The sequence below is a fragment of the Denitratisoma sp. DHT3 genome, from assembly GCF_007833355.1.
Taxonomy (GTDB): domain Bacteria; phylum Pseudomonadota; class Gammaproteobacteria; order Burkholderiales; family Rhodocyclaceae; genus Denitratisoma.
In genome coordinates, this window is the sequence record NZ_CP020914.1 from 2,106,994 (window position 1) to 2,120,155 (window position 13,162).

Here is a 13,162-nt window from a genome sequence, read left to right on the forward strand (position 1 = left end):
CTCACGCTTTCCTGATGGAAGCGAGCGTTCCCAAGTGCGCCATGTTTTGCGCTCGGGTCTTTTTCTTGTAATCCAGCGCATCACAGACCGCCTCGATCTTCTGGCAAAAAATGTCCGCGTTGAGCGGAATCATCCAGAGATCGCCGTTCGGCTTATCCCGATTGGTGCTCTGCCACTGCACTTCGTCGTTGAGAGGATGCTCTGGCCGGAAGGGGTGGATGTTGAAGATTTTGTGGTCGATCTTGGTGATCCACGAAGCTCCGACCTCTGTGATCGCACCCCATGAGACTTTCGTGTTTTCGCTAGTCACGAAGAGTACGAAAATCTTCTGAGTCGAGTAGCTTTCGACGAAGAACTCACGAAGGTAGTCATAGACGGCACGCCCTTCCGGAACACGGCACACCTCGTCGTCGCAGTTCGTGTACAAGATGTCGTCAGGAGAAACGTTGTTGAAAACCAGCATCTGATAAATGATGTCGGCGAACGACTTATCCGAATAAGTCTGACTGATGAGGATTTTCTTCTTCTGGGAGTCCACCGCCGCCTTCAGTCCTAGGTCAGGACTATTGGCGTTGATCGACTCGGAAATAGCTTTTTCCATCGCCTCGCGAGAAACATTCACACCCAATTTGGCCAGTGCGTTCGCCGCCTCCTCGCTGGCCTTTCTGCGGAAAGCATCTACTGATGCCCTGAGCTTGGCCTCGTCGTTTCTTTGAGCTGCCTCTTTTTGCTTCTTTTTATCGGCGTTGACGATGTCCGTGTACGTCTCGCGCCGCTTGAGAATATCGGCGAGCAACTCACCTCGAACATACTCCCGAGCGGCCTCATAGCGTGGATCGTCGGACTTGTAGCCTTGACGGTTGCTCAAGGCCATGTCTGGCAGTTCCGTCAGCTCGAACAGATCGACGTGCAACTGCCCGACGACATAGACCTCATTCAGCTTGTTCTGGCCAACGACGGGAAGGATGTTGAACTCCCCCATCTTTTCATTGGCGAACAGCGAGACAAAGTTGTCCGGGAAATCGGTCAGCTCTGCCTTTCTTCCCCGTGTGCTCTTGTACGCGCCGATCCAGCCTAGAACTTCCAACGAATATTCGTACTCTTTCCCATCGTTGGCTTTCATGGTGATGGGTATTGCTTTCGTAGCCTGCGCTGCGACCAGATCGGCTCGCCGGTCCGGATGACTGTCGGGCACGAGATCGCACAGCGGCTTGAACTTGTCGCCGAGCGTGACCAGTGCGCATAGCTCGCCCATGATGCTGCGGTCGAAGTCTTCGATCGTCACCTCTTCCTTGCCACGAATGACGTGTATCCGGAAATTGGCATCTATCAGAGGGAATATCTTGAGGAGGTTGCGCTTGACTGCGTCCAGGGTCTTGTGGAGCCGGTACTGCGGATTGCGCATGATGATGGCGGAGCCGTGATCGGCGATGCGCTCGAAAACGATCCGATCATCCGGAATGGCCTTCAGGTCATGACCATTCTCCGGATGACGGGTCAGTACGAAGCCCGATTTCTCCCCTTTGACGATCGTCAGGACATCGACATCCTCCGAAACCGAGAGTGCGGCCAGCTTGCCGACACCCTTGCGCCCCATCTTGCGGCGAGTGCCGGATTTCGTGAGCGATTCCGTTTCAGTCGTTCGGGATACACCTGCGACGTTCAAATACTTGGCAATGTCGCCTGCCTCGTAGGACATGCCGTGTCCGTCGTCTTCGACACGGATGTCGTCCTTGTTGGAGATGATGTAGACGTTCTTCGCATCGGCGTCATACGCATTGGCGATCAGCTCCGCCAAGACGTAATAGATGTTGGTGTAAAGGTTTGGCCCTAGCAGTTCCAGGATGCGCGGATCGACGTTCAGTCGGTACTGTTTCATTTTTCTTCCCCTACAAGAAACCGATAACGTGCGCCGCGCCGCTCACCTTGGCGCTCCACCTTGCCACCCGAAATCAGGTCGGCGGTCGCGGCGTTCCACTGGCCGTCCGTGATGCGGGTAGCGGCAAGGATGTCGGATTTGGCGTGCCAGCCGGGGCGGGCCTTCAGGTATTCGACGATGGCGTGGGCAGGGCCGGCGCGGTAGTCGGCTCGGGGTTCGGCGGCTTTGAGGTAGTGGCCTTCGTTGGCTGGGGCTACATCAAATCCGAATGAGGATTGCTGTACGGGTGTGGTTTCGGTGCGCTGAGTGCGTGACTTGCGGGTGGCCGTGCCAGTGGCTTTGCTGTCGTGCAGACCTTGCGCGACTTCTTCCGCGTAACGTTGACGATTTAGTTCGGCGAAACGACGAAGAACCTCGGCACGCGCGGAATCGGAGATGGTGAACCGCACGGAGTCGTTCTCCGCGAGATTTGGCTGCTCGTGGTGGCCGTGCCCGAGGTCGATGTCATCCCACCCGTAGGCGCGCATGACCGCCGCGTCGATCTCGCGGTGCAGCTCACGCAGATGTTCGATGCGCTGGTCGCCGTCGCCCGCGTTGTGGAAACGGTTGTAGAGCTTCGTGAGGCCGATCGGGTTGGCCGGATCGGTCATCACGTCGTGGCGCGCTTGCAGGTACTCGCGGCCGAGCTTGTCGAGGCGCGCTATCTCGGTGGGCTCCAAGAAGGGAAAGGTCTCGACGGCGTCGGATGGCGAGAAGTTCAGATCAAGCTTCATCCGTGACGAGTGCTTCCACACCCATGCGTCGACCAGAGACGAGTTGAAGAGTGCCGCGTAGGCGTAGACCTCATCCACCGCGAACAGGACGCACTTCTCGTGGAAGATGACGTCGTTCTCGACGACCGACGGGTTGAAGTACTTCCCGACGCGGCCGGCAACGAGAACCTGCTTGCGCGGACGCGACGCCGAACTCCAGCCTTCCGGGTGATGCACGAAGTGATGCCCGCGCCCAATAGCGTGGTAGAGCGCCGGGCGCTTGTCTGCATACTGCCACCATCGTTCCGGCAATGGTCTGCGCAAGACGTACTGGCCATCATCCCCGCGCCGCTGCCGCTCGGGCTTCACCCGCTCCTCAATCCACTGCCACGGGGCGTTGTAGTTCTGGGCCTTTTCTTCGGGCCAATCCCAGAAGCTGATGACCCAACGGGTCGGACGCTGCTCGGGACTGGATTTCAGGTCATCCCCGTCGAGGTAACGGAAAACGACTTCCGCATTCTTCTGGTCGTCGCTGAGCATGCGCTCGGCCTGTTCGTCAGTGAGAACGAAGCCCATGCCGAGCACGATGGAGCCGATGAAGGAGCGGTCCTCACTCGCCTTCAACCGCTTGGGACTCCATTCCTCGCGGTCGGACAGATACGCTGAGATGAACTTGACGGACCGGCCAAGAACGGTTCGTTCTCCCTTCCAATCGCCCTTGCGCACGTGAACGCGACTTGTGACGACGTTGGCCTTCCCAGGCCAAGGCTCGTTCGGGTACGCCGCATGAATCGTTGCGCCGGCGCCAAGCATCGCTTCGAGTCCGACCTGCCGCGTGTCGCCTTCCGCGATGGTATTCACCGCGAGCAGCCCGAAACCGCCGCCTTCGCGCAGCAGGCTCCAAGCCCGCAGGAAGAAATAGGCGACCAGGTCCGCGGAACCGCGACGCCCCTCGGCGATGTGCGCGACCAGCCAATCGCGGAAGGCGGTGCCGGCGACGCCGGTGATCCGCTTTCCTCCCAGGAAGGGTGGATTACCGACGATGCCGTCGAAGCCGCCGCGTTCGCGCGCGAACACCTCCGGAAACTCCAACGGCCAATGGAAAGGCCGACGCGCAGGCTTGTCGGCAGACAGATCGGTCGAGAGCGCGACAACCGATCTCCGGCGCATCGAGGCGAGCACTTCGCGGTCGCCATCGATGGCCTGCCCGGCCTGGATGGTCAGTGACGCCAGCGCGTTCTCCAGCGCTGTGCTGCCGACCGATGCGAACACCTCCCCGATGAAGGCATCGGCGATGCATTCCGGCACTTCGAGCCCACGGCGCGCGTCGGCGTCCAGATGCGCCATGGCTTCCACATCGCGGATGTCACGGATGGGCATCTCGCGCAAGCGTGAGCGCAGTTCGATGGCCTCACGCACGGCCTGCTCAACGTTCTGGCCGAACAGGCGTAGCTGGCCCTGGCCCGTGGGATTCATCGAAAGCTGGGTGAGCTGATCCAGCCGATGGATGCCGAGCAGGCTGTCGCCACAGTGCAGGTTGTGGTCGAGGAAGCCGAAGGGACGCCCCTTGGCCAGCGTCACCAGCCAGATGGAGAGCTTGGCCAGTTCGACCGCCAGCGGGTTCAGATCGACGCCGTAGAGGCAGCGTTCGGCGATCAGGCGGCGGGCGACGATGGTGCGCGCCTCGGTGTCGCGGGGCAGCGGCTCGATGCTGGTTTCGGCATCCGCCACCCGCCCATCGATGTCGACCGTGCGCCCCTGCGCCTCCGCCTGCGCCCATGCCTCAACCAGCCGATCGGCCAGCCACCGGCAGGCTTGCACGAGGAAAGCGCCCGAACCCATCGCCGGGTCGCAGATCTTCAGATCGAGCAGTTCGGCGGGAGATTTCAGCGCCCAGTCCGCGCGGGGCGTACCCTGCGCCGGGCCGACGTAGGCGATGGGGGTGAGCGTCTCGGCGACGATGGCCTCGGTGAGCGACTTCGGCGTGTAATGGGTGCCGGTCTCACGGCGGTCGGAGCCGGTGGTGACGATGAAAGCGCCAGCGGGATAGACCAGCGGGTAGCCCCAAGGGTCGGTGCGCACCAGATGGCCGAAAGGCTTGATGCGGTCGCGCAGCGCCGTGTCACCGTGGCAGGCCGTCAACACGCGATCGGCGAGCGCATCGTCCACTGCACGAGCCAGATCGTTGCGCACCCGGCTGGCGGAACTGCCGGAACGCTGCTGGAGCAGTTCGGCCAAGCGGTCCGCACCGTCCAGCCGCGCGGATTCGAGTTCGGCCAACGTGACCCAAGGCGACTGTGCGTTCTTGGTGGCGTCGAGTTCCAGCGTGACCTCGGCGGTACGCTTGACGGTGCGCTCCAGCAGGCCCTCATAGACGTAGCCGATCTGTTCGACGTCCAGCGCGCGATAGGACAGCGTGCGGCCCTGGAATTGCTGAATGGCTTCGAGCAACAGCAGGACGGTGCGGTTGTCGATCGGCAGCGGCTTGGCGACGTCGGTGCGCCAGTCGGAGCCTCGGGCGCGACCTTCGAGGAAGGGGAAGCGATCCGGATCGAATAGGGAGCCGCCCAGCGCAGGCAGGCGCAGGTTCTCGTGCTCGATGCCGCCGTACACGGCGCGGAAAACGGCCAGCAGGCGCGACCACGCATCCCAGCGCCGCTCCAGAATCTCGTCGGATTCGGCGCGCAATTGCATCCGCAGGGTCGAGAGCGCGTAGTTGGCCTCGTAGCGTTCGTCGCCCAAGAGCAGCAGACCACGCTCTTCGGCGGAGAGCAGGAAGACCAGCCGCATCATCACCGTCAGCGCGGCTTCGTAGAGTTCGATTTCCTTCACACCGCGCAGCAATTCGCGGTCGCGGTCTTGATCGGCCTTGTCGAGTGACTGGATGAGCACTTCGACCGCACGCCGCACCTGTTCGCCCAAGGCGTCGGTCACTTCGTCCTGGAACTTCAGCGAGCGGTCGAAGAGCGCGGGCAGCCGTTCCGATTCGTCGACGAAGAAGCGCCGGATACCCAGCAGGTGGACGAAGGCTTGAAGGGTGACGGGTTCCTGACTCCAGATGCGCGCATACCAACTGGCGTAGGTGGTGACCGCACCGACTGGCGCATCGACCAGCATCCAGCGTTCGCCGTTGGTCACCAGCCCGAGACGGCAGCCCATAGCACGGCAGAGCGTCACTATGCGTTCCGCCGCTGTACTGGCCCAGCCGTCCAGCTTCTGGGTGGCATCGAGATCAACGTCCGGCCCGTAGGCGTGTACGAGCATCAGCGGCGTGTCGCCGTTACCGACGACGGCGAAGTCCGGCGACAGGCTGATGGCGTGCTCGGGCAGAGTGACGTTCAGGTGCGCGGCGCACCAGTCCTTGCGTCTGAGTACGTCGCCGCGACTGTCCTCGTCGAGTTCCAGTCCGCGCGACAAGACTTCGTCGATCCATGCCGCGTGCAGATCGGCGAAGCGAGGATCGTCCGTTTCCAGCGCGTCACGCCATTCGTCGTAGGCTTGCCGCAGCCGCTTGCGCTTGCCGCCATCGAGTTCTTCCAGCCCTTGCGGGAAGGCTTCCTTCAGGACGGGAACGGCGAGGAAAGGGCCAGAAATCTCGACGAGCGACAGCCAGTCCTGGTGTTGGGTCGGCGTCACCATTCAGGCTCTTCCTCGAAAAATGAGATGGTGACGCCGTCATCGGTGCTTGACCAGCGATGTCCGCAACCGCAAACGATGGAGCCATGGAGTTCGACGAATGCCTTCGTCCCACAGTCTTGGCAGTGGATACGCGCGCACTTGCATCCACGGCACTGACCGGCCAACCACCAGAACCATGCGCCACCATCGAGAGTGACCGCACCTTCTTGATCAAGCACGATGCAGTCGGCATTGCAGGACGGGCACATCTTCCATTTGTCAGGAACGATCAAATCAAGGGCATCTTCCACCGACAGAAGTTCGAGGCCGCATCCAGCATGGTCAGCCTTCTTCTTGGCTGGCTCCGTCCACCCATTCGCCACGACGACGATCGCTTTGTTTGCGCCAACGGCATCAGCGAGTGCGAGGACTGACTCGACCTCTCGCACATCGATGGGAACGGCGTGGAACTTGGCATCGACGATCATCTTCAGCGGATGCCCCTTCGCCTCGATTTCGATGAGCACGTCGATTTGCCGTGGCTGGCCGGTGATGTTGTCCGGAACCATGACGTTTCTTCTGACGTTACCGAAGTCGTCGATTTGCTCGTAGAACTCGGCGACGGCCTCCTGATATTCCTGCCAGGTCATCATTTCGCCACCCCTGACGTGGACTCGGGCACGACGAAGATCACGGCGACCGGGAAGGTGCGGTCGTCGAGCTTGGCGTAACGGGATTCGATGGCCTGCGTTTCCATCCGGCGCTCGTCGGGGATGCGCGCGAGGCGCGCTTCCAGCGCGGCGATGTCGCGCCGGAGCTGCGTGCGCTCGTCCTCGGTGAAGAGCGATAGCTGTTCAGGTTGCTGCTCCTTCTTCAACTCGGACTGGATCGCCTTCTCCAGTTCGTCGAGCACGGTACCGATGTCGTCGATTTCCTGCTGCTTGCGAGTCTGGAGCGTGTTGGTCAGGAAACGAAGACGTTCCTTGGAGCGGGCATCGACCGACTTGAGGATGGCTTCCTGCTGACGGTCGAAGCGGACGCGGAGCGCGTCGAACAGGGAGGCAGCCGCCGTGATCGGCTTCGACTCGTCCAGCCACTGCTGGACGCGCGTGACGCCTTCTTCGCGGCGGAAGGATTGGTCGCGCAGGTAGCCGCCGGATACCGTCAGTTCCTCGTGCAGCCGATGATGGTTGCCGCCCGTGACGACCAGGCGCGAGACGACGATCACGGCAGGGCCTTCGACCAGCTCATCCGGCACGGTGCGGACGGTGACGCGGTGCAGCTTCTTCACGTCGTCCTGCGCCCAGATCTCGGCGCGCAGCAGACGCAGGCACATCTGCACCAAGCGATGGTTCAGGTGGACGAGCACGACGTCGTCGCGGCCACTGGCGACGGCATGGTCGAAGGTGATGGGCCGAATCTTCTGGGTGTGCGGGTGGCGCAGCCCTTCCAGACAGCGCGCCCACGAGCCGGACAGCGCAGGCATCCGGAAGACGCTGCCCGAAGGCGCGCCCGCAAGTTCGACAGGTTCCAGCGGCGGACGGCCCGCCAGCGCGAGGCCGGTCTTCACGGCCATCAGGACGTGGTCGGGCGTGAGGTGGAAATCCTGCTTGGTAGTGAGGAGACGTTCGTGCAGTTTGGCGACGCGCTCCTTCAACTCACGTTCGGCACGAACGAAGTTCTTGGCCCGTGCGATCCGCGCCTCGGCGAGACGAGTGTCCAAATCCTTCAAGGAGCCTTCGATCAGACCGGACATCTGCGGCGCGATGACCGGATTGACGCTGCCCATGTCGGCGCGCATCGAGTCCAGTTTTCGCAAGGCGCGCAGGATGTCCTCGCCGTGGCCACCGACCGATGCGCCGCTCGTGTCGCCACCATCGACCGGGTGCCAGATCAGCACTTCCTTTTCGCGCTGTCCGTGGCGGTCGATACGCCCGTTGCGCTGCTCCATCACATTGGGGTTGTAGGGAATCTCCAAGTGGATGAGCCGATTGCAGTGGTTCTGCAAGTCGATGCCTTCGGACGCCGCGTCGGTAGCGAGCAGGATGCGGACGGGTGAATCCTGTGGCGATGCCTGGAATGCCGCCTTGATGGGTTCCCGTTCCTCTTGGGAGAGGCCGCCGTGGAGCAGACCGAGACGCTCGCCGCCGAAGCCGTGGCTGGCGAGGATTTGATGCATCCACTGGTGTGTGGTGCGGTATTCGGTGAACAGGATCACCCGGCGATCGTTCCACTGACCGTCCGGCTTGAGGTTGGCCGTGAGCCAGTCGAGGATGGCTTCGGCCTTGGAGTCGGCCTGATTCCTGGCTCGCTGAGCCCACACCCTCAAGTCGTCCAGCGTCGCCCGCTGTTCCGGCGTCAGCGGCATCGAGCGGCGCGTGGCTTCCTCGATGGCTTCGGCTTGGGCGTTCTCTACCTCCTGATCGTCGGCATAGTCTTCGTCGACTTTTAGGATGGCCTTGTGCAGGATGCGCTCCGCCATCGCGTCCGACTTCGCGGGCCGTGCTTCGGACAGCGATGCGACGTGCTTTTCCAGGGTGGACGCGAACGCCGCTGGCGACGAGAGCAGACGCTTCTTGAGGAGGCGATTGACGAAGACCGTACCGAAAGCGTTGCCCGCTTTCTCGGCGTCCTTTTCGCGGCTGGCACAGTAGTCGTCCAGCTTGTGATGAATCGCGCGCTCTTCCGCCGTGTACGGGACTTCAAGCGCCTGCAAGGTGCGCCGGGCGTACAGGGGGTTGCCGTGCGCATCGACCAGATCGCTTTTCAGGCGACGGATCATCACCTGACTCAGGCGCTTTTCGTCGGGGAGGATGTTGCGCGCGAAACGCTGGTCGTCGAGCAATTCCAGCAGCGAGGTGAACGACTCGGTGTAGCCGTTGTGCGGTGTCGCGGTCAGGAACAGGCGATGCTGGAAGTGCGGGCCGATGGCGCGGACGAAGCGTGTGCGCTGGCTCTCCAGCGCGTAGTGCGCGCCTGCGGCGGGCGCGACGTTGTGTGCTTCGTCCACGACCAGCAGGTCGAACTTGCGCGGATGGCCGACGTGCGGCGGGATCACGTCGCGCATGGCGCGCAAACCCTCGCCGCCCTTGGCCCAATCCATCGACGTGATGAGGCGCGGATGCGACGTCCACGGATTCGCGTGGATGCCGCGCTTGCGCCGCAACCGTTTGATGTAGTCGGTGTCCACCACGCGGAAATCGAGGCCGAACTTCTCCAGCATCTCGACGCGCCACTTCTCCTGAAGCGACGCAGGGCAGACGATCAGGATGGTGCGGGCACGGTGCCGCAGCAGCAGTTCCTGAATGACCAGACCGGCCTCGATGGTCTTGCCGAGGCCGACGTCGTCGGCAATGAGCAGATTGACACGAGCCATGTCGATGGCTCGCACCAGCGGGTCAAGTTGGAAGTCCTCGATGCTGACGCCGCTGCGGAACGGCGCTTGGAGAAACCCTCGGTCGGCGTTGGTGGCGGCGCCCCACCGCACGGCGTCGAGGAAGGCGTCGAGCATGCCCGAATCGTCCTGCCCCGTGACCGAGGGCAGGCCCGCGCGCTCGATGACCTGGGCACCCGGCTCGATTTCCCAGACGACTTCCAGTTCCTCGCCGAGACCATCCTCGTCGATCGACGATAGCGTCACACAATGTTGGGGAGTGCCGGTATCCAGCCGAGCGGCATCGACGTCGGCCACCACCCACTGACGACGGCGCACCTCGACCAGTTGTCCTGGCTCAGGCCTCGCGCGATACGTCTGGGCTTGCTGCTCGGTTTGGACCCCCATGCGATTGCCATCTCCCCTTTTTCAGTTTTTCGCATTCACGCCGGACGACGAAACGCGACGCTGTGCGTCGACCGTGGTGATCACTCGCGCGACAGCTCTTGCCGCCTCGGTCGGTGATTCGTGCGACCAGAATCGGAGTACCGTCCAGCCGACGGAGCGAAGCCGCTCATTCGTGTCCGCGTCCCGCTTCCGGTTCGCCTCGATCTTCTGCTGCCAGAACTCCGCATTCCGTTTCGGCCAAGTGGCATGCTCGGGGCAGCCATGCCAGAAACAGCCATCGACGAAGATGGCGATCTTTCGCCCGGGAAACGCGATATCCGCGACGCGACGGGGCCTCCTCAGAACCTCGTAATCGATCCTGTAGCGCAGACCGATTCGATACATCTCCCTCCGCAACGCCACCTCCGCATCCGTCCCTTTCTGCCTCACCTTCGCCATCCGGCGACTGGTATCGGGTGACGAGGGCAGGAGTTGCGGCATAGAGCGGTCCCCGTCAGTCCATCACCGGGCCGCGACCGACGCGAGGTGTTGGTTGATGCTGCGGGCGATGGCGCGACCGAGATCGACGGGAACCGCGTTGCCGATGAGCCGCCCGAGCACCTTGAAACTCACCTCGCCATCCGGCGGGATGAATGCATAGTCGCGCGGGAAGCTCTGCAAGATCGCGGCTTCCCGCAGGGAGATGGCTCGATCCTGCTCAGGGTGACCGAAGCGACCGTTGCCGAACCCGTAGCACTGGGTCGTCATGGTCGGCGCAGGCTTGTCCCACTCCATGCGCCCATAGACACCCGGATAGGTGCGCCCGCTCTCGGCGCGGTGGCATTCGGCGATCAAGTGTTTGGGCCAGTCGCGCCACGTGCCGCCGGGCTTGGAGACCTTGATCCGCTTGAGGTTCGTTTCGGACAGCGTCGAGGTGACGTGCAGTTTGTCTCTGGGCGCGGACTCTCCGGCACTGAGCGGTCGCAAGTGCGCAATGGCCTGCCGAACGGTTTTCGGTTTCTCGTGGGTCGGCGGGATCATCTCGATGCTGCCGTGCTTGGACGCCAGCAGCACCATCCGACGCCGCATCTGCGGGACGCCATAACGAGAGCTATCGACGACATCGAACCAAACCTTGTAGCCGAGCCGTTTCAGCGTATCCACGAAGTCGTGGAACACCTCGTGCTTGGCGACGGTCGGCACGTTTTCCATCGTGATGACATCGGGACTGGAGCCCTTCGCGAGGCGAGCGAATTCATACAAGAGGCCCCACTTGCCATCTTTACCGTCCAGCTCGTAGCGCTGCGCGTAGGTCGAGAAGGGTTGGCATGGCGCGCAGCCCGCGAGAATCGTCAGATCGGCGTCACCGAACAACGCTTTCAGCTCGGCGATGGTGACCTTACTGATGTCTCGCTCCACGAATCGGGCCTGGTTGTTGGCCTCATAAGGGAAGCGGCAGGCGGGGTCCATATCGATTCCGGCGACGACAGGCACACCCTCCAGAACGAAGCCATGCGTCAATCCGCCTGCACCGCAGAACAAATCAACACAAGAAATTTCTGTCACATCAAACCTCCCCATTTGCGGGCATGTTCCGTTTGCCGATCCATGCGGCGTAGGGTCAGGAGCCATGCGTAGTACAGGCTCTGATGCGTCGTCAGAAGCTGTTGCGTCATCGGCAGCGCTCCTCCCCTTGACCATGACCAGTTGCACGAACTTGGTACTCGGTCACTTCGCCTCCGGCTTCTTGTTGATGCTTTCCGCGATCCAGCGATCCAGCTCTGAGCGGCGAAAACGCCAGGTACCTCCAAGCTTGAACGCCGGAATCTCTCCTTTCTGGGCAAGGCGATAGACCGTCCGTTTCCCGGCTTTGAGGTAGGCCGCGACCTCCTCAAGCGTGAGGATCTCGCTCTCGACTTCAGTCATCCGGAAACCATCCGATCTGGCCTTTCGTAGATTACGATTGCCAAGTTTAGCCAATTCTACCAAGCTGCGGTAGGTGCTGGCCAACTCCGCAATCCCGGGAGCATTGCACGGTTGATCGCCAGCTCGCCCCGGAAATCCGGTCATGCCGTGGTTCCCATTCCCTGCGGCGCAAAGCGAGAGCGCGCCACAGCATCGTGCCATCCGCATCAACGGGGAATGGCACGATGGGACAGACCAACCGCCGCACATCCGCACGGCCTGCGCTTGCCGTGGTGTTGGCTATGTCGTTCTCGGCGCTGCAGCCTGCCGTCGCTGCCGACGGCGTCGCCATGGAGCGTGAGCAGCTCGCCGCGCTCACCCGCCAACTCGACCTGATCGACCGCCTGGCCGAGCACGCCGCCAATACCGCGCCGCAGGAACGCGCCCGCTACCACTTCGACTACGCCCGACTGCGCGCAGACCTGAAGCGCGTTCGCGCCGGCCTGCAGGACTACTTCGTGCCCCAGCGCGCCCAGCCGCGCGATCCCGTCCCGCTGGCCGGCGATTACGTCCGCCGCGACCGCGCCGACGACGAGGAGCCATCGCCATGACGCCCTCTGCCGATCAGGTCGCCGCCTTCCAGGCCAACGGCGGCTTTGCGCCTTCGGCCGTCTCTGCCGTGGCGCTCGCTTTCGTGTTCGCCGTGTTGCTGCTGTGGGGCGTGTGGGCCATGCGCACCGCCTACGTCGGCTGGGCCGAGCACCGCATCACTGAACGTCAGTTCCTCGCCGTCGTCGTGCGCTTCGTGGCGATGTACTTGGTGCTGACGTTCTTCCTCCTCTCCTGACCGTCACGAAAGGCCATACGCCATGAACACGCCACCGACATCCCATCGCATTCCGTCCCGCATCGCCGCACCGCTGCTGCCGCTGGCGCTCGCGGGCCTGCCGCTGTCGGCCTTCGCGCAGGGCCTGCCGACCATGGAAGACCCATCGCGCGGCCAGGGCAGCGGCATCCTGCAGACCTTGCAGAACTACGGCTACGACATCGTGCTGCTGATCGCGCTGCTCGTGGTCGCCTCGATGTTCGTCGGTGTTTGCTATCACGCCTACACACGCTACTCGGAGATCCACACCGGCCGCGCCACCTGGGGCCAGTTCGGCCTGACGGTCGCCGTGGGCGCGATCCTGCTGGTGGTCGGTATCTGGCTGCTCACCAAAGCCACCGGCGTGCTGTAAGGGCGGCAAG

The 13,162-nt window shown here is 62.7% G+C and carries 10 protein-coding genes; 3 read left to right on the forward strand and 7 right to left on the reverse strand.

Features of this window, described 5'->3' with window-relative positions; genetic code table 11:
- Position 1: 1 nt before the first annotated feature.
- The 7 genes from B9N43_RS09725 to mads1 all read right to left on the reverse strand — a co-directional run bounded on the left by B9N43_RS09725 (position 2) and on the right by mads1 (position 11,935).
- Positions 2–1,879 (reverse strand): ATP-binding protein, encoded by a 1,878-nt coding sequence (locus tag B9N43_RS09725; RefSeq protein ID WP_145842023.1) that lies wholly within the window; start codon positions 1,877–1,879, stop codon positions 2–4.
- Positions 1,876–6,270 carry an Eco57I restriction-modification methylase domain-containing protein gene (locus B9N43_RS09730; protein WP_145842024.1) on the reverse strand — a complete coding sequence of 1,465 codons (4,395 nt, stop codon included), beginning with the start codon at positions 6,268–6,270 and terminating at the stop codon, positions 1,876–1,878. The genes B9N43_RS09725 and B9N43_RS09730 overlap by 4 nt, the downstream gene beginning before the upstream one ends.
- Entirely contained in the window at positions 6,264–6,902 is a 639-nt protein-coding gene (locus B9N43_RS09735) for a restriction endonuclease (protein ID WP_145842025.1), read from the reverse strand. The genes B9N43_RS09730 and B9N43_RS09735 overlap by 7 nt, the downstream gene beginning before the upstream one ends.
- Positions 6,899–10,030, reverse strand: a complete 3,132-nt coding sequence (gene drmD / locus B9N43_RS09740) for a DISARM system SNF2-like helicase DrmD (protein WP_145842026.1) — start codon at positions 10,028–10,030, stop codon at positions 6,899–6,901. The genes B9N43_RS09735 and drmD overlap by 4 nt, the downstream gene beginning before the upstream one ends.
- 21 nt (positions 10,031–10,051) lie before the next feature.
- Complete coding sequence (locus B9N43_RS09745; protein WP_145842027.1) at positions 10,052–10,510, reverse strand: very short patch repair endonuclease; 459 nt, start codon at positions 10,508–10,510, stop codon at positions 10,052–10,054.
- 21 nt (positions 10,511–10,531) lie between these two features.
- Complete coding sequence (locus B9N43_RS09750) at positions 10,532–11,575, reverse strand: DNA cytosine methyltransferase (protein ID WP_222428700.1); 1,044 nt, start codon at positions 11,573–11,575, stop codon at positions 10,532–10,534.
- Between the two features lie 162 nt (positions 11,576–11,737).
- Positions 11,738–11,935 (reverse strand): methylation-associated defense system helix-turn-helix domain-containing protein MAD1, encoded by a 198-nt coding sequence (mads1, locus tag B9N43_RS09755; RefSeq protein WP_023093119.1) that lies wholly within the window; start codon positions 11,933–11,935, stop codon positions 11,738–11,740.
- 224 nt (positions 11,936–12,159) lie between these two features.
- On the opposite strand from mads1, the gene B9N43_RS09760 reads away from it, so the two are divergent.
- Genes B9N43_RS09760 through B9N43_RS09770 form a run of 3 tightly spaced genes read left to right on the forward strand, consistent with a single transcriptional unit; the run spans position 12,160 to position 13,152 of the window.
- Positions 12,160–12,525: an RAQPRD family integrative conjugative element protein gene (locus tag B9N43_RS09760; protein ID WP_145842029.1), complete on the forward strand. Its 366-nt coding sequence runs from the start codon at positions 12,160–12,162 to the stop codon at positions 12,523–12,525.
- Complete coding sequence (locus B9N43_RS09765) at positions 12,522–12,761, forward strand: TIGR03758 family integrating conjugative element protein (protein WP_145842030.1); 240 nt, start codon at positions 12,522–12,524, stop codon at positions 12,759–12,761. Before B9N43_RS09760 ends, B9N43_RS09765 begins: the two co-directional genes overlap by 4 nt.
- A 22-nt stretch (positions 12,762–12,783) precedes the next feature.
- A complete protein-coding gene (locus tag B9N43_RS09770) occupies positions 12,784–13,152 on the forward strand; it encodes a TIGR03745 family integrating conjugative element membrane protein (protein ID WP_031754986.1) in 369 nt (122 codons plus the stop codon).
- Positions 13,153–13,162: the final 10 nt, after the last annotated feature.